This window comes from Streptomyces sp. NPDC001851 (assembly GCF_040297165.1).
In the GTDB taxonomy this organism is placed as follows: domain Bacteria; phylum Actinomycetota; class Actinomycetes; order Streptomycetales; family Streptomycetaceae; genus Streptomyces.
Map to the genome: position 1 here is coordinate 1 of NZ_JBEOYR010000010.1, position 16,452 is coordinate 16,452.

Sequence of the window (16,452 nt, forward strand, 5' to 3'; positions counted from 1 at the left end):
GCCAAGCTCCACTCCTCCACCGTCGCCGTCGACAACGCCCGTGACGCCACCCAGATCCACGGCGGCTACGGCTTCATGAACGAGTACCCGGTGGCTCGTATGTGGCGTGACTCCAAGATCCTGGAGATCGGCGAGGGCACGAGCGAGGTCCAGCGGATGCTCATCGCACGGGAGCTGGGACTGGTCAGCTGAGCATCGCCGCTCGCCCGACTCCGGCCCCACGCCTGCACGGCACGGGGCCGAGCGTGCCCGGCCCGCGCGCACGCTGGGGCAGTGTTGGTCAACTGGCCCCCGGGGCAGCGGTGGTGGAGAACACGAAGGAGAACTCGGCGGGCTCGGCCCTCAGGTGATACTGCGGCAGCGGGCCGGGACCGCAGGACTGGGAGCCGAGGCCGTGCTGGCCGTGGTCGAGGTTGACCCAGACCGTGTCCCCCGGGGTGAGGTCCGTGCGGTGCTCGGCCGCGTCCAGCTGCTCGGTGGTCCAGCGGCGGGCGGTGAAGAAGAACTCCGGGGCACCCTCGACGCGCAGACCGCCGAGCTCCACCCAGCGGACGTCGGCGCGGGCGCCGTTCTCCTGCGGACGGACATATGGCGTCTGCAGATCGTCTACAGTCGACTGCCAACGGCCGACCGTAGACGCCATACTGCTGTCCGGATACGCCTCGCCCGGGCCGCCGCCGTACCACTGCACACGGTCGACTGCAGACAATCCGAAGCGGACGCCGAGCCGGGGGAGCGGCACCGTCCAGTCGCCTTCCGGTGTCACGGATACCGTCAGCTGTAGACGATCTCCGTCCGACGTCCAGCGGTATACGGTCGACAGGCCCGCCTCCCGGGCCGCCGACGCCACTCGGGTACGAACCGTCAGCGCGTCGTCGCCCGCCTCCACCGCGTCCAGCCGGTGCCGCATGCGGTGCAGGCCGAACGTGCGCCACAGGGGACCGTAGCGGATGCCGGTCTGCCAGGCGGCGCCGTCGTCGTTGTCGGTGGTGGCCCGCCACACGTCCAGGCGCAGCCCGGTCACCTCCACCCCGCCGACCGTCCTCAGCGTGCCGGTGCGGGCGTCGAAGGCGGCCGGCCCCAGGGTGATCCGGCCGCCGCCGGCCACCGGGCGCTCGGTGGCCGTGACCGACGGCAGCCGGCGTGCGGACACGGCGAACTGGCCCCAGGCGACCACGTGGTCCTTCGCAGCCCACGGGGTGTCGGCGGCGAGCAGGGCCCGTACCGTCCAGTGGGCCTCGCCGGAAGCGGTGGCGACCGGCGGCTCGGGCAGCTTCACCTCGGCCGACTCACCGGGCGCCAGCGTCGGCACCGACAGGGCGCCGGACTCCACCGTCTCGCCGTTCACCTGGTACGACCAGGTGAACGCCAGCGCCGACAGGTCCGCGAAGTCGTACTTGTTGGTGATGCGGACGGTGCCGTCGGCGGCGTCCCCGTCGATGGCGACCGGCTCGATCACCTTCTTGTACTCGATCAGCCCGGGCGAGGGCTCCCGGTCCGGGAAGAGCAGGCCGTCGCAGACGAAGTTGCCGTCGTGCAGTTCCTCGCCGAAGTCGCCGCCGTAGGCGTAGCCCAGTTCCGGGTGTGTGATGCCGTGGTCGATCCACTCCCAGACGAACCCGCCCTGGAGACGCTCGTACGACTCGAACAGCCGCTGGTAGTCGGCAAGGCCGCCGGGGCCGTTGCCCATGGCGTGGGCGTACTCGCAGAGGAGGAAGGGGAGTTCACGCCGTCGGTGCGTTCCGCCGTCCAGGTGCCGTCCGATGCGTTCGACCTCGGCGTGGTCGGCGTACATCCGCGCGTACACGTCCGTGTCCCGGCAGGTGAGGTCGCCCTCGTAGTGCACGAGCCGGGAGGCGTCCCGGCCCTTGATCCACTCGGCCATCGCGGTCAGGCCGCGGCCGGTGCCGGCCTCGTTGCCGAGGGACCAGATCACGACCGAGGGATGGTTCTTGTCCCGTTCGACCATGCGGGCCGCCCGGTCCAGCAGGGCCGGGGTCCAGCGGTCGTCGTCGACGGGGTTGTCCCGCCAGGCCTGCTCGGTGAAGCCGTGCGTTTCGAGGTCGCACTCGTCGATCACCCAGAGCCCGTACTCGTCGCACAGGTCCAGGAAGGCGGGGTGCGGCGGGTAGTGGGAGGTGCGGACGGCGTTGATGTTGTGCCGCTTCATCAGCAGCACGTCCTCGCGCATGGTGGCGAGGTCCAGTGCGCGGCCCCGCTCCGGGTGCCACTCGTGCCGGTTCACGCCCTTGAACAGCACCGGCCGGCCGTTGACCTTGATCAGTCCGTCCGACAGCTCCACCGTGCGGAAACCGATGCGCAGCGGGATCCGCTCGCCCTCGGTGGCCAGTTCGCCCGCGTACAGCCGCGGCGTCTCCGCCGACCACGGCTCGACCGGCACGGTCACGCTGTCGCCGGTCGCGATGTCGATGCCGAGTTCGGACACGGTGACCCGGCCGTCCACGTCGGAGTCGACGCGCAGGGTGCCGGTGCCGGCGCGGTGGTCGTAGGAGGCGTGCACGAAGAAGTCGAGTGCGGCGCCGACCGGGCGGTGCAGCAGGGTGACGTCACGGAAGATGCCCGGCAGCCACCACTGGTCCTGGTCCTCCAGATAGGAGCCGGCCGACCACTGGTGGACCCGGACCGCCAGTACATTGTCTGCAGTCTTCAGTAGATGGCCGACCGCGAACTCGTGCGGCAGCCGGGACCCCTTGAACTCGCCGAGGTCCGTACCGTTCAGCCATACCCGGGCGCAGGACTCCACGCCGTCGAACCGCAGCACCGCGCCGCCCTCGGCGAGGTCCGGCCAGTCCTCCGGCAGGTCGAAGACCCGCAGATGGTCGCCGGTCGGGTTCTCGGTCGGCACGCGCGGCGGGTCGACCGGGAACGGGTAGAGGTGGTTGGTGTAGATCGGGGATCCGTGTCCCTGCAGGACCCAGTGGCCGGGGACCGGGATCTCCGCCCAGCCGCAGGCGTCGTACCCCTCCTCGGCGAAGGAGTCGTCCTCGGCGTCGGCCGTCGGCGACAGCCGGAACCGCCAACTCCCGTTCAGCGAGAGCGATGTGGCGTCCGAGGACGCGTACCACGCGCGGGGTGGCAGCGTCCCGGAGCCCGGTGAGACGTCCTCGATGTAATCGGTGACGGTGTGGTGGGGGAAGGACATCGGTCTCCTAGCTCAGCCCTTGATACCGGTCTGTGCGATTCCCTGTACCAGCCAGCGCTGGAGGAAGAGGAACACGATCAGCAGGGGCAGGATGGAAATGGCGGTCGCCATGAAGATCTGGTGGAAGACGACGGTCTGGTTGGTCATGTACGAGGAGAGCGCGACCTGGACGGTCCACGAGCCGGGGTCCTGGCCGATGACCAGCGGCCACAGGAAGGCGTTCCAGCCGTTGATGAAGGTGATCGTCGCGATCGCGGCGAAGAAGTTCAGCGAGTTGGGGACGACGACCCGCCAGTACGCCCCCCAGTAGCCCAGCCCGTCCACGCGCGCCGCCTCCTCCAGCTCCTTGGGGAACCCGAGGAAGTACTGCCGGAACAGGAAGCAGGTGAAACCGCTGAACAGGCCCGGAATGATCAGGCCACGGTAGCTGTCCACCCAGCCGAGGGAGGACACCAGCACGAAGCTGGGCACGAAGGTCACCGGGGCCGGGACCATCAGGGTGCCCAGGACGACGTAGAAGACCTTGTTGGCGTGCTGGTACGGGATCCGGGCCAGGGCGTAACCGGCGAGCGAGCACACCAGCAGGATGCCGGCCGTCATGGAGACGGCGACGACCAGCGAGTTCCACAGCGACCGGGCGAACGGCACCGTGGTGTCGTCGAACAGCTCGCTGATGTTGCCCCACTGCAGGTGCGTGGGGAAGAACTCCCAGTGCTCTCCGGTGATCTGGGCGTCCGTGGAGAGGGAGTTGCGCAGCAGCACGTAGAACGGGATCAGGAAGAGGACGGTGGCGACACCGCCGGCGATGTACAGGCCGGTGTTGCCCATCACCCCGTCCCTGCGTTTCGTGGTCACTTGGAGTCGTCTCCCCTTCCGAAGCCCATGATCTTGCCCTGGAAGAGGCTGACGACGACGATCAGCGCGGTCAGGATGACGGCGCCCGCGCTGCCGGCGCCGTAGTCCTGTTCCGTGCCCAGGGCGGTGTAGTACAGCTCGACCAGCGGCGGCCGGCCCCAGGTCGTCTTGTCGAGCAGGTTGTAGAACTCGTCGAACGCCTGGTACGCGGCGATGAGCAGCAGCAGGATCACCGCGGTCGACGTGGCGCGCAGCTGGGGCAGTGTGATGTGCCGGAAGGTCTGCCAGCCCTGCTTGGCGCCGTCGATGGCGGCGGCCTCGTACAGCTCGGCCGGGATGTTCTGCAGTGCGGCCAGGAACAGGATCATGTAGAAACCGGACTGCAGCCACAGCCGTGCCGTGACGATGACCAGCCAGTACCAGGGAGGGCTCGGGCTGGCCAGCCAGGCGATGCCGTCGGTCCCGAACCAGCCGAGGACGGTGTTCATCAGGCCGAAGCGCACGCCGCTGAACAGGGACATCTTCCAGATCAGCGACGCGGCGACATAGCTGCACGCGGTCGGCAGGAAGAACACCGACCGGAAGAACGCCCGCATGAACCTCAGCCGGTTCACCAGCAGGGCGAGGCCCAGGGACACCGCCCAGGTGGTCGGCACGATGAACGCGGCGAAGACGGTGAAGGTGCCGAGGGAACGGACGAACTTGGGGTCCGTCAGCATGTACGTGTAGTTGTCGAAACCGATGAACTTCGACGGCGTGACCGTGAAGCGGGCGTCGAAGAAGCTGAGGTAGACGCTCCAGCCGATCGGCACGTAGATGAAGATGACCAGCCCGATGAGGAAGGGGCTGATGAAGAGCCAGAAGCTGAAGGTGCGGCTGCCCCGCAGTCCCCGCCAGGTCCTGGCCGGTGCGGCCTGCGCCGGGGCGGGGCTCGTGAGGGCGGGCTCGGTGGTCGTCGACATGTCGTGGTCCGTCCGCCGGCCTATCCGAAGAGCTTCTTCAGCTGGCGGTTGACGGTCCTGTCGCAAGTGTCGAGAGCCGCCTCCGGGTCACCGTCCTTGCGGACGCAGTCGGCGAGGAGGTCCCATGTCGCCTGCATCATGGCCTGGGTCCAGCCGATGTTGTCGAAGTGCCCGTAGTCGTTGAAGAGCTTGACACCCTGGGCGGGGAGACCCGACTTGAGCTTGGTGGCCGACGCGGCGATCGAGCTGCGCGGCGGGATGTGGAAGCCGTAGGAGGTGGCCCAGTCGTCCTGGTACTTCTTCTGGTCGATCCACAGCCACTTGACGTACTCCTTGGCCGCGTCGACGTTGTCGCCCTTGGCGTTGACGAACATCGACCAGCCGCCGTTGTACACCGAGGGCTTGCCCGAGTCGACGGTCTTCGGGAACGGGAAGACGCCGAGGTCGTCGCCGAGGGCCTGCTGGAACTGCGGCATCGCCCACATGCCGCAGAACTGGATCGCACACAGGCCCTGGTTGAGCGAGGAGGGGTCCCAGAAGTCGGTCGGGGCGCCGAGGAGCAGATGGCCGCTGGAGAACAGCTTGCGCAGTTTCCTCAGCCCCTCGATGACGCCGGGGGTGTGGTAGGCGATCTGGTTCTTGTCGTCGAGGGTGTCGGCGCCCGCGGACCAGATCAGCGGGTTGATGATCGCGTGCAGGTCGTTGCCGAGGTAGACGCCCTTCGTCTTGCCGGTGGTGAGTCTGGCGGCGGCCTCGATCAGCTCGTCGAGGGTCTCGGGAACCTTGACGCCGGCCTTCTCGAACAGTGAGGGCCGGTAGAAGAAGAACTGCGGGTCGTCGATCATCCGGACGCCGTAGATCTTCCCGTCCACCGTGTGCGACGTGATGTCGGCGGTGTTGAAGTCGTCCTTGACCGGATCGACGATGTCGCTCAGGTCCGCGACCTGGCCGCTCCTGACCATCTGGATCTGCGGGTGGAACTCGAAGAGATCGGGGGCGCTCTTGGTGAGCAGCGTGGCGAAGAGCTTGCTCTCGTAGTCGGCGCTGGTGATCCACTGGGTTGTCACGTTCGCGTTCTTGTAAGCGGCGGCGTACCGCTTGACCGCCTGCTCCGTCCCCGGCTCGCCGTAGGCGTGGAACATCTGGGTGAGCTGCTTGCCCGAACCGCTGCCTCCGCCCCGGCCGTTGTTGCTGCCGCACGCGGCGAGCGGGGCGGCGACGGCCAGACCTGCGGCGGCCCGGAGTATCGAACGGCGGTCCCAGTTGCTGGTGCTCAGTGCCGGCATGCTGACGTCCTTGTCTGTATGAGATGCGGCTGAGGCGCACTGCCCGGCGGCGGCCGGATGGTTCGAATGCGGGTGTGGTGCGGGACGCTAACCTTCGGCTAAGCCTTCGGCAAGGGGTTGGATGAAGTCTGTTCGAAGAGTTGTGAAACGTTCGGCATCACGAACCGGGCTGAGAGGCAAGGGGGTTGGGGGTGGCCGGGTCAGGGGTGCGGCCGGCGGCCCCCGGTCGGCGGGTGGCGGGGGTTACCGCCTGGTCCAGGCCTCGCTGCCACCGCCGTTGTGGAGGATCACCTTGCCGCCGTCGGCGGTCGCCTGTCCGCTGACGTCCAGGCATCTGCCCGCCGCCTCGTCCACGATCCGCCCGTTCGAGTTCAGCGGCCGGCGCCGGGCCGCGTCACCGGTGGCCGTGGCCCCGGCGGCCAGGCCCGGACCCTCCGCCGTCGGACAGCCGTTGGTCCCTTTGAGCGTGCCCTGGGCGTCGTACGGCCACGACTGCCCCGCCGCGCCGGTGCGCGAGGCGATCACGGCCCCCGAGGCGTCGGCGGCCAGGCACTTGCCCGACGGCCTGCCCACCAGGGAGCCCTGGCGGCGGCCGGGGCGGCCGTGGCACTCGCGGAAGGGGAGGCGAGGAGGGCTCCGGTGACGTCCAGTGCGGCAGAGGCTGTCAGCGGCAGGGATTTCTTGCGGGGTGGGACACGTGCGTCCCTTCGTCGTCATGAAGGCGGTGCGGTACGGCTCCTTGCGGGGGTGGTGCGCTTGGTGGTGCCGGTCCTCTGGCCGACGGACCGCAGCGCCCCCTCCAGCGCGAACGTGGCCGCGCCGAGGGAGACCGGGTCGGTGGGGATCGGGGAGAGGACGATCCGGGTGGCGGCCAGCGGCCGGCGCAGCGCGTGCCGGGCGACGGCCTGGCGGACCTCGTCGAGCAGCGGCTCGCCCAGCCGGGAGGCGACCCAGCTGCTGAGCACGACCACTTCGGGGTTGAGCAGATTGATCAGGTCGGAGATGCCCGCGCCCAGATAACGGGCGGTGTCCCGGACCACCTTGACCGCCACCGGGTCCTGCGCGGCGACCGCCCGGGCCAGCGCGTCGATGGTGGCCGTCTGGTCCTCGGGGTGCAGCAGGGCGGACCGCGGGCTGAGTTCGCGCAGGTTCTGCATGATGCCGGGCGCGCCGACGTACGTCTCCACGCAGCCGTGGTTGCCGCAGTGGCACAGCCGTCCGTCCAGCACGAGCGTGGTGTGGCCCCACTCGCCGGCGCTGTTGCTCACGCCCCGGTGCAGTCCGCCGCCGAGGACCAGACCGGCGCCGACGCCCGTGCCCAGGTTGACCACGACCGCGTCGCCACGGCCCCGCGCGGCCCCGAACCACAGCTCGGCCACCGCGCACGCGCGCAGCGGATTGTCCAAGTGCAGCGGATACGCGATGTGTTCGGTGAGCAGGTCGAGCAACGGCACGTCGTGCCAGTCCCAGTTGGGCGCGTACTCGGCGATGCCGGTGTCCCGGTCCACCTGGCCCGGCACGCTCACCCCGACGCCGAGCACCCGGGCCGCCTCGATCCCGGCCTGCGCCACCACCGAGCCGACGGCCGCGGCCACCTGGCCGACCACCTGCTCCGGGCGGCTCTCACCGGGCCGCATGTCCTCGTCGGCGCGGGCCAGCACGTTCAGCGCCAGGTCGAACAGCTCGACATGGACGTACGTCTCCGCGATGTCGACGCCGATCAACGCGCCCCCCGACGCGTTGACGGCCACCAGGCCCCGGGGCCGGCCGCCGGCCGAGTCCTCGAACCCGACCTCGGTGATCATGCGCAGGTCCAGCAACTCGCCGACCAGCGTGGCCACCGTGGCCAGGCTCAGACCGGTGGCGGCGGCCAGCTCCTGCCGGGAGGTGGGAGACTCGGCGATGATCTGGCGCAACACCTCGTAGCGGTTCGCGGTGCGGATGTCACGTGATGTGCGCTTCACGCGGGTGCCCCTCCCGTCCCGTCCAGGCCGGGGCGGCATCGGCACCGGCGAGAGCGCCAGGCTATGGGCTGGGAGCACCTTTCGACAAGGAGTTAGGAAAGGGGCTGGAGAAAGTGCCCGCCACCATTGCGCCCCTCCCGGCGCGTGGGTGTGCGCCGACCTTCCCGCCCGTCATGAACGGGACGGAGACTTGCTGCGGATTTCGTTGCCTGTCTCACTCCTGACTGGCGTATCCGAAATTTCACTGGCCCTGTGTGCGCGAAATCGATAACTTGCGCTCCATGCCCCAGGAACCGCTGCCCGCGCGCCTGCCCGTCACCGACCGCACCCGCCACCGCCGCCTGCGCGAGCAGGGCAGTCTGGAACGGGCCGAGCTGGAGGCGGTCCTGGACGCCGGCTTCGTCTGCCATCTCGGCGTGCTGGTCGACGGGCGGCCGGTCGTCGTACCCACGGTGTACGGGCGGGACGAGCGGTGGCTGTATCTGCACGGGTCCGTGGCCAGCCGCAGCCTCGCCCCGGACAGCCCCGTGTGCGTGACCGTCACCCACGTGGACGGGCTCGTGCTCGCCCGGTCCGTCTTCGAGCACGGCGTCAACTACCGCAGCGCCATGATCCACGGCACGGCGCGCAAGGTCACCGACCCCGACGAGAAGCTCGACGGCCTGCGCCGGCTCACCGAGCACTGCGCGCCGGGCCAGTGGTCGTACGCCCGCCGCCCCAGCCGCAAGGAGCTGGCCGCCACCACCCTTCTCGCCCTCTCCCTCGGGGAGGCCTCCGTCAAGATCCGCACCGGCGCGCCGGACGACGGCGACGGACCCGACGCGGCCCTCGGCCTGTGGGCCGGGGTCCTGCCGCTGACCACGGTCTGGGGCACCCCGCAGCCCGACCCGGCGCTGCCGCCCGGGACCGCCGTACCGGAACACATCGGGCGCCGTGCGGGGACCCGGCACGGCTGAGCCGCAGGCATGGGCATACGGTGTCGGACGTACGCCTGAACCGGGAGGAGACAGACGGATGGGCAGTCGTACCGCGCTGGTCGAGGATCTGATGGAGCGGTTTCCGCAGGTACCGCGGGAGGCCGTCGTCAAGGAGGACCTGCTCCGCGGAGGCGTCGCCTTCGACCCGTCCGCCCTCAGCGACAACGAGAGCGGCGAGGTCAAGCCGAAGTCGTACTTCATCTTCTCCTTCGACCACGGCACCCTGCCCGAGCTCGGCGAGGCGGCCCTCAGGCGCCCGCCGGAGGAGATCATCCTCACCGGCGGCCCGTACGACCTGCGGCGTACGGTGGTCTCCGTACGGGTGAACCCGGCCTCGCCGTACCGGGTGGCCGCCGACGACGAGGGGCTGCTCGGGCTCTACCTCGACGGCAAGCGGATCGCCGACGTGGGCGTGCCGCCCATGCCGGAGTACTACCGGCACACCCTCTCCAACGGGAAGTCCGTGATGGAGGTGGCCCCGACCATCCAGTGGGGCTACCTGATCTACCTCACCGTCTTCCGGGTCTGCCAGTACTTCGGCGCCAAGGAGGAGTGCCAGTACTGCGACATCAACCACAACTGGCGCCAGCACAAGGCCGCCGGTCGACCGTATACAGGAGTCAAGGACGTCGAGGAGGTCCTGGAGGCCCTCGACATCATCGACCGGTACGACACCCAGAAGGCGTCCACCGCGTACACGCTGACCGGCGGAGCCATTACGAAAACGGTTGCCGGGCGGGACGAGGCCGACTTCTACGGCCAGTACGCCAAGGCCATCGAGGAGCGCTTCCCGGGCCGCTGGATCGGCAAGGTCGTCGCCCAGGCGCTGCCCAAGGCGGACGTGCAGCGGTTCAAGGACTACGGCGTGCAGATCTACCACCCCAACTTCGAGGTGTGGGACCGCCGGCTGTTCGAGCTGTACTGCCCCGGCAAGGAGAGGTACGTCGGCCGCGACGAGTGGCACCGGCGGATCCTGGACTCCGCCGAGGTCTTCGGCGCGCGCAACGTGATCCCGAACTTCGTGGCGGGCGTGGAGATGGCCGAGCCGTTCGGCTTCACCACCGTGGACGAGGCGATCGCCTCCACCACCGAGGGCCTGCGCTTCTTCATGTCGCACGGCATCACGCCCCGCTTCACCACCTGGTGCCCGGAGCCCACCACCCCGCTCGGCAAGGCCAATCCGCAGGGCGCGCCGCTGGAGTACCACATCCGGCTGCTGCAGGCCTACCGTCAGACGATGGACGACTTCGGGCTCTCCTCCCCGCCCGGGTACGGGCCGCCCGGACCCGGCCGGGCGGTCTTCTCCGTCAGCTCCTTCATGGACAGCCTGCCGGCGGGCGAACCCGTGGAGGAGCAGGCCGAGGTGTGATCCGGCCCGGCGTGCCCGAGGGGCGGTGAGCGCGGCGGCATCCGCATCCGTACCAGAGGGTGGAGTCGCGGGTCCGTCGCGTCCCGCGACGGCTCCGCCACCATCGGTAACCGGATGTGAACAGGCGGCTTGTCAGTTGTGTCGAGGACGTGAAAGGCTCTGTGACTGCCGCGAGGTTTCTTGCAACTCCCTTTTGCCTGTGGTGAGTTGACCTCGTTCGTGGATGCAGGAGTCCCATGCCCGACCTGCCGACCCCTCAGGACGCCACCGAGTCCGCGCTGTTCTCGGAGGGCTGGGACGCGGTCCTCAGCTACGCGGACCTGTGCACCTCCGGCTCCCTGACGGCCCATCAGCTGGCGACGGAGGCGTTCACGCTCGGCATGCGCGAGGTCCGCGCCGCCGCGCGCACCCATGTACGCGGTGCGGGCCGCCGCACCGCGCGGCTGCCCGCGATCCCGGCCCTGCTCACCGCCGTACGCGACACGGCGGCCGCCTGGGAGGCCGACGGCCAGGGACACAAGCTCGACCCCGACCTCCGGCTGTGGCTCAACTCCCGCAAGTCCGCCCGCTTCTCGGGCCCGCCGCTGGAACGCCCGGTCGCGCTGCGCGGCCTCAGGGACCTGCAGGAGGCCGACGCCTCGCTGCTGTGGCTGGCCGAGGTGGAGGCGCTGCCCCTGCCCGCCGTCGCCCGCCGGCTCGGCCTGGACCCGGCCACCGTCGCCGACGAACTCGACCAGGTCCGCACCCTGTTCCGGGACCGCTGCCACCGCGCCCACCTCGACACCCCGATGGACGCGCGGTGCCGCTCCTACGCCCGCCTGCTGGACGCGGTCACCCGCTCGCCGTCCGCCGGCACTCCCGACGATCTCTCCCGGCACCTGGCGACCTGCGTGCGGTGTGCCGAGGCCGCCGCCTGTCTGCGGCTGCACGGCGGCGGACTGCCCGCCGCGCTGGCCGGCGGCGTCATCGGCTGGGGCGGCCTCGCCTACCTGGAACGCCGCCGCCGCGCCGCCGAGGTCCGCCTCGGCGCGGGCCGCCCCGGCGGCGCCGACCCCGCGGGCGGAGATCCGGAGGAGGGCACCGGCCGCAGCCGCGTCCTGCGCGGCGGCCTGCTCGTCGCCGCCGTGCTGCTGTCGGCGCTGGCGCTCGGCGTGTCGATGATGCCGTTCGGCGGCTCCGGCGGCGACACCGCCGCAGCACGAGACGGCACCGCCGCCGCCCGCGACGACCGGCAGCCGGTCGCCGACCCCGGCGTCTCCCGCACCACCGCCCCGCAGGACCCGGCGACGGCGGCACCCGCGGCCACCCCCTCCGCGCCGCGTACGACCGCCGGTTCGCACCGCACGCAGCCCGACCCCGAACCGCAGGGCGCCTCCTCCGCCACGCACCGGCCCGGACCCGGCCCCCGTTCCACCGCACCCGCGACCGCCTGCCGCGTCGCCTACCGCCTCGTCAACCAGTGGCCCGACGGCTTCCAGGCCACCGTCACCGTCACCACCGACCGGCCCCTCGACGGCTGGAGGGTGTCCTGGGCCTTCCACGACGGTCAGCGGGTCGGCCGGATGTGGGACGCCGGCGCCCGCCAGAACGGCTCCCGCGTCACCGCCACCGCCGCCGACTACGACAAGACCGTCGCCGCGCACGGCACGCTGTCCTTCGGGTTCCTCGGCACCTGGCAGGGCAGAAACCGGTCTCCGTACGGTTTCACGCTCAACGGGGCGGCCTGCGGGGATGGCTGAACAGATCGCCTGACGCGGCCAGAAGCGCAAGCGGAACCTGATGAGGCTCCTCGACCGGAACGACCTGTGACCCTGCCGGAAAGTCGATGGCGCCCGAGCGTACGCGCATCTAGGGTTGGGCTCACTTCGTGCAGCGGCTGCCGGCCGCTGCTGTCGGCCGAGTGAGGAACGGGAGGTGTGACCGATGGCTGTCTCTGTGATGGGCGCTGCCCGCATCCGGAAGTTCATCCACTCCACCTCCGTGGCCTCCGGCTGACCTCACTCTTCTCGCGCCCGTGAGCGCGGGGCCGGGGCCACCCTTGTGAAGGGTCCTCCCTTGTCTTTCTCTTCTCTCGCGGGTTCGTCCTCGCCCTCCTCGCATCATCTCGCCCCGTACGGATGGGACGACGGATGGGAGGCCGCATTCGCTCCGTATGCCGAGCGGGGACTCCTGCCCGGCCGTGTCGTACGCGTCGACCGCGGCCAGTGTGACGTGGTCACCCCGGCCGGCACCGTGCGCGCCGACACCGAGTTCGTCGTGCCCCGCGACCCGATGAAGGTCGTCTGCACGGGGGACTGGGTCGCCGTCGACCCGGACGGCGACCCGCAGTACGTGCGGGCGTATCTGCCGCGCCGCACGGCGTTCGTGCGCTCCACCTCCTCCAAGCGGTCCGACGGGCAGATCCTCGCCGCCAACGCCGACCACGCCGTCGTCGCCGTGTCGCTCGCCGTCGACCTCGACCTCGGCCGCGTCGAGCGCTTCCTCGCCCTCGCCTGGGAGTCCGGCGCCCAGCCCGTCGTCGTCCTCACCAAGGCCGACCTGGTGCCGGACCCGGTCACGCTGGCCCACCTGGTGCAGGACGTCGAGACGAGCGCGCCGGGTGTGCCGGTGCTGACCGTCAGCGCCCTGCACGACGAGGGGCTCGACGTCCTCGTCGCGCTGGTCGGCTCCGGTACGTCCGTGCTGCTCGGCCAGTCCGGCGCGGGCAAGTCCACGCTGGCCAACGCGCTCGTCGGCGCGGAGGTCATGGACGTGCGGGCGGCGCGGGACGTCGACGGCAAGGGCCGGCACACCACGACCACCCGCAACCTGCTCCTCCTGCCCTCCGGCGGGGTCCTCATCGACACGCCGGGACTGCGCGGCGTCGGCCTGTACGACGCCGAGAGCGGCGTCGGCCAGGTGTTCGCCGAGATCGAGGAACTGGCCGGGCGGTGCCGCTTCCACGACTGTGCCCACGACAGTGAGCCGGACTGTGCGGTGCGCTCCGCCGTGGAGAGCGGGGAGCTCGCGGTGCGGCGGCTGGAGAGTTACCGGAAGCTGGTGCGGGAGAACCAGTGGATCGCGGCGAAGACGGATGCGCGGGTCCGTGCGGAGCTTCGGCGGGACTGGAAGAGGAAGGGGGCCGCCGGCAAGGCCGCGATGGGGATCAAGCGGGGGCGCTTCGCGTAGGTGCCCTGTGCCGGGGTGCGAGCTGTTCCTGCCGGCCGGCGCCGGGAAGAGCAGCTCAGCTCCATGTCCGATTCCCGCTGGCCCCTCCTCCCGCCGGGTCCGACACTGGGAAGCGTGACGGACGAAGACACCAGGTACGAGGCGGTGCGCAGCAGGGACGGGCGGTTCGACGGGGTCTTCTTCTTCGCCGTCGAGACCACCGGGATCTACTGCCGGCCCAGCTGCCCGGCGGTGACGCCGAGGCGGCGCAACGTGCGGTTCTTCCCGACGGCCGCCGCCGCGCAGGGCTCGGGGTTCCGGGCCTGCCGGCGGTGCCGGCCGGACGCGGTGCCGGGGTCGGCGGAGTGGAACGTGCGGGCGGACGTCGTGGGGCGGGCCGTGCGGCTGATCGCCGACGGTGTCGTGGACCGCGAGGGCGTCGCCGGACTCGCCGCGCGGCTCGGGTACAGCGCCCGGCAGGTCCAGCGGCAGCTCACCGCCGAGCTGGGCGCCGGGCCCGTGGCGCTCGCCCGGGCGCAGCGGGCGCACACCGCGCGGACGCTGCTGCAGACCACCGAACTCCCGGTCACCGAGATCGCGTTCGCGTCCGGGTTCGCCAGCGTGCGGCAGTTCAACGACACCGTCCGGGAGGTGTACGCCTCGACGCCCACCGAGCTGCGGGCCGCCGCCCACCGCGGCCGGGGCGGTGCCCGGGGCCGGGGAGTGCGCCGGCCCTCGCCGGGCGCCGGGATACCGCTGCGGCTCGCCCACCGCGGCCCGTACCAGGCCGGCGCCGTCTTCGACCAGCTCGCCGAGGAGGCGGTAACCGGTGTCGAGGAGGTTTCCGGCGCGCCGGGCGCCCGTACCTACCGGCGCACCCTGCGGCTGCCGTACGGCACCGGAATCGTCGCCGTCGAGGAGCGCACCGGGGCGCCGAGGACCGGTACCGGCACCCGTACGGGCGGCTGGCTCGACGCGCGGCTGCATCTCACCGACCCCAGGGACCTCACCACCGCCGTGCAGCGGCTGCGGCGCCTGTTCGACCTCGACGCCGACCCGTACGCCGTCGACGAGCGGCTGGGCGCCGACCCGCGGCTGGGCCGGCTGGTCGCCGCCCGGCCCGGACTGCGCTCGCCCGGCACCGTGGACCCGCTGGAGTCTGCCGTCCGCGCCCTGGCCGGAAGAGAGGGCGCCGAGGAGCTGGTGCGCCGCTACGGCAAGGTGCTCGACGCGCCCTGCGGCAGCCTCACCCACCTCTTCCCCGACGCCGCCGTCCTCGCCGGGGCCGAGCCCGGCGGCCCGCTGGGCGCGCTGGCCGCAGCCCTCGCCGACGGCACCGTACGGCTGGATCCGGGAGCCGACCGGGACGCCGCGCAGGAGGCCCTGCTCGCCCTGCCCGGCATGGACCCGGAGACCGTCGCCGCCCTGCGCGTACGCGCCCTCGGCGATCCGGACGTCGCGCCGCCCGGCGTACGGCTGCCCGACGACTGGCGGCCCTGGCGCTCGTACGCCGTCCAGCATCTGCGCGTGGCGGGGGAGGGGGCCCGATGACGACCGTGTACTGGGACCGGCTGGACGCTCCCGTGGGCCCGTTGCTGCTCACCGCCGACGCGGACGGGGCGCTCACCTCGCTGTCCGTGCCCGGGCAGAAGGGCGGGCGGACGGTACGGGACGGCTGGCGGCACGACACCGGTCCGTTCCGCGCCGCCGCGGACCAGCTCGCCGCCTACTTCGCCGGTGAACTCAAGGAGTTCCGGCTGCCGTTGCGCGCGCACGGCACCGCGTTCCGGCAGCGGGTGTGGGCGGCGCTGGACGAGGTGCCGTACGGCGCCACGGTCACCTACGGCGAGATCGCCGCGCGGATCGGCGCACCGCGCGCGGCGGTTCGCGCCGTCGGCGGCGCGATCGGCGCCAACCCGCTGCTGATCGTCCGCCCGTGTCACCGGGTCATCGGTGCGAACGGGGCGATGACCGGGTACGCGGGCGGCGTCGAACGCAAGGTGTGGCTGCTGACCCTGGAGGGCGCGCTCGCCGCCGGTACGCCCTAATCCCCGTCCGTGGCGCGGAAGATCCGGTCCAGGTGGTAGGTGAGGACGGCGGTGGCGGAGTCCGCGTCCCGCTGGCCGACCAGGACGCTGGTGCCGAGCCCCGCGGACATGGCCAGCAGTCCGGCCGCCTCGGTGCGGGGGTCCACCCCGGGCCGCAGCAGCCCGGCGTCCGCGGCCTGCTCCAGCAGCCCGGTCAGGGTGGCCTCGGCGGCGTCCGGGTCCTTGATGAACGGCTGGGCGGCGAGAGCCTCGTCGGTCACGGAGAGGACGGCGTACGCGGTGTAGAGGTGGTGGAAGACACGGCTCTCCTCGTCGACGGGCAGGGCCGCCGTCAGGAGCGCCTCGACCACCGCCCGTGGTCCGGGATCGTCGCCGGCCGCGCGGACCCGGGCGGTCACCCGCTCCCCGAACCTGCCTGCCAGGTGGCGCAGTCCGAAGAGCAGCAGCTTCTCCTTGGACTCGAAGTAGTACTGCACCAGCCTCAGTGACACGCCGGCCTCGGCCGCCACGTCGCGCATCCCCACCGCGTGCAGGCCGAGCCGCCCGGCGGCCCGGACGAGGGCCTCCGCGATCTCGGTCCGCCGCTCCGTGTGATCCACCCGCCTGGGCATCTTCCCTCTCCGTTCCTCCGCCGCCTGGTTGATGATACAGCCGTACCACCAACGTGGTACGTTCGTACCA

General features: G+C 71.4%; 14 protein-coding genes. 7 read left to right on the forward strand and 7 right to left on the reverse strand.

Annotated features, from left to right (window positions below; translation table 11 throughout):
* The coding region (locus tag ABT171_RS16380; protein ID WP_351244160.1) for an acyl-CoA dehydrogenase family protein at positions 1-192 on the forward strand (192 nt) is incomplete at its 5' end.
* Positions 193-280: 88 nt separating this feature from the next.
* Here the strand turns inward: ABT171_RS16380 and ABT171_RS16385 are convergent.
* The 6 genes from ABT171_RS16385 to ABT171_RS16410 all read right to left on the reverse strand — a co-directional run bounded on the left by ABT171_RS16385 (position 281) and on the right by ABT171_RS16410 (position 8,230).
* The gene (locus tag ABT171_RS16385; RefSeq protein WP_351244162.1) at positions 281-3,163 is read right to left on the reverse strand and encodes a glycoside hydrolase family 2 TIM barrel-domain containing protein; all 2,883 of its coding nucleotides are present in this window, start codon (positions 3,161-3,163) and stop codon (positions 281-283) included.
* A gap of 12 nt (positions 3,164-3,175) precedes the next feature.
* A complete protein-coding gene (locus ABT171_RS16390; protein ID WP_351244615.1) occupies positions 3,176-3,991 on the reverse strand; it encodes a carbohydrate ABC transporter permease in 816 nt (271 codons plus the stop codon).
* 23 nt (positions 3,992-4,014) lie between these two features.
* Complete coding sequence (locus ABT171_RS16395; protein ID WP_351244163.1) at positions 4,015-4,980, reverse strand: carbohydrate ABC transporter permease; 966 nt, start codon at positions 4,978-4,980, stop codon at positions 4,015-4,017.
* Between the two features lie 20 nt (positions 4,981-5,000).
* A complete protein-coding gene (locus tag ABT171_RS16400; protein WP_351244165.1) occupies positions 5,001-6,266 on the reverse strand; it encodes an ABC transporter substrate-binding protein in 1,266 nt (421 codons plus the stop codon).
* A 243-nt stretch (positions 6,267-6,509) separates the two neighbouring features.
* Positions 6,510-6,839: a ricin-type beta-trefoil lectin domain protein gene (locus ABT171_RS16405; protein ID WP_351244167.1), complete on the reverse strand. Its 330-nt coding sequence runs from the start codon at positions 6,837-6,839 to the stop codon at positions 6,510-6,512.
* A 140-nt stretch (positions 6,840-6,979) separates the two neighbouring features.
* Positions 6,980-8,230: an ROK family transcriptional regulator gene (locus ABT171_RS16410; RefSeq protein WP_351244169.1), complete on the reverse strand. Its 1,251-nt coding sequence runs from the start codon at positions 8,228-8,230 to the stop codon at positions 6,980-6,982.
* A gap of 281 nt (positions 8,231-8,511) precedes the next feature.
* Between ABT171_RS16410 and ABT171_RS16415 the strand changes: the two genes are divergently transcribed.
* The 6 genes from ABT171_RS16415 to ABT171_RS16440 all read left to right on the forward strand — a co-directional run bounded on the left by ABT171_RS16415 (position 8,512) and on the right by ABT171_RS16440 (position 15,771).
* Positions 8,512-9,186 (forward strand): pyridoxamine 5'-phosphate oxidase family protein, encoded by a 675-nt coding sequence (locus ABT171_RS16415; RefSeq protein WP_351244171.1) that lies wholly within the window; start codon positions 8,512-8,514, stop codon positions 9,184-9,186.
* Between the two features lie 58 nt (positions 9,187-9,244).
* Positions 9,245-10,576 carry a radical SAM protein gene (locus ABT171_RS16420; RefSeq protein ID WP_351244173.1) on the forward strand — a complete coding sequence of 444 codons (1,332 nt, stop codon included), beginning with the start codon at positions 9,245-9,247 and terminating at the stop codon, positions 10,574-10,576.
* 236 nt (positions 10,577-10,812) lie between these two features.
* Entirely contained in the window at positions 10,813-12,315 is a 1,503-nt protein-coding gene (locus tag ABT171_RS16425) for a cellulose binding domain-containing protein (protein ID WP_351244175.1), read from the forward strand.
* A 316-nt stretch (positions 12,316-12,631) separates the two neighbouring features.
* Positions 12,632-13,744 (forward strand): ribosome small subunit-dependent GTPase A, encoded by a 1,113-nt coding sequence (gene rsgA, locus ABT171_RS16430; protein WP_351244177.1) that lies wholly within the window; start codon positions 12,632-12,634, stop codon positions 13,742-13,744.
* 63 nt (positions 13,745-13,807) lie between these two features.
* Positions 13,808-15,274: a DNA-3-methyladenine glycosylase 2 family protein gene (locus tag ABT171_RS16435; protein WP_503075368.1), complete on the forward strand. Its 1,467-nt coding sequence runs from the start codon at positions 13,808-13,810 to the stop codon at positions 15,272-15,274.
* Positions 15,271-15,771 (forward strand): methylated-DNA--[protein]-cysteine S-methyltransferase, encoded by a 501-nt coding sequence (locus ABT171_RS16440; RefSeq protein WP_351244181.1) that lies wholly within the window; start codon positions 15,271-15,273, stop codon positions 15,769-15,771. The genes ABT171_RS16435 and ABT171_RS16440 overlap by 4 nt, the downstream gene beginning before the upstream one ends.
* Here ABT171_RS16440 and ABT171_RS16445 read toward each other — a convergent pair.
* Positions 15,768-16,382, reverse strand: coding sequence for a TetR/AcrR family transcriptional regulator (locus ABT171_RS16445; RefSeq protein WP_351244183.1), 615 nt, complete (start codon positions 16,380-16,382; stop codon positions 15,768-15,770). The genes ABT171_RS16440 and ABT171_RS16445 overlap by 4 nt on opposite strands.
* Positions 16,383-16,452 lie beyond the last annotated feature (70 nt).

Excerpts from the sequence above, each read along its gene's own strand:
- ABT171_RS16385 (WP_351244162.1), bottom strand. The coding sequence starts at position 3,163 with ATGTCCTTCCCCCACCACACCGTCACCGATTACATCGAGGACGTCTCA.
- ABT171_RS16390 (WP_351244615.1), bottom strand. The coding sequence starts at position 3,991 with ATGGGCAACACCGGCCTGTACATCGCCGGCGGTGTCGCCACCGTCCTC.
- ABT171_RS16395 (WP_351244163.1), bottom strand. The coding sequence starts at position 4,980 with ATGTCGACGACCACCGAGCCCGCCCTCACGAGCCCCGCCCCGGCGCAG.
- ABT171_RS16400 (WP_351244165.1), bottom strand. The coding sequence starts at position 6,266 with ATGCCGGCACTGAGCACCAGCAACTGGGACCGCCGTTCGATACTCCGG.
- ABT171_RS16415 (WP_351244171.1), top strand. The coding sequence starts at position 8,512 with ATGCCCCAGGAACCGCTGCCCGCGCGCCTGCCCGTCACCGACCGCACC.
- ABT171_RS16420 (WP_351244173.1), top strand. The coding sequence starts at position 9,245 with ATGGGCAGTCGTACCGCGCTGGTCGAGGATCTGATGGAGCGGTTTCCG.
- ABT171_RS16425 (WP_351244175.1), top strand. The coding sequence starts at position 10,813 with ATGCCCGACCTGCCGACCCCTCAGGACGCCACCGAGTCCGCGCTGTTC.
- ABT171_RS16435 (WP_503075368.1), top strand. The coding sequence starts at position 13,808 with ATGTCCGATTCCCGCTGGCCCCTCCTCCCGCCGGGTCCGACACTGGGA.
- ABT171_RS16440 (WP_351244181.1), top strand. The coding sequence starts at position 15,271 with ATGACGACCGTGTACTGGGACCGGCTGGACGCTCCCGTGGGCCCGTTG.
- ABT171_RS16445 (WP_351244183.1), bottom strand. The coding sequence starts at position 16,382 with ATGCCCAGGCGGGTGGATCACACGGAGCGGCGGACCGAGATCGCGGAG.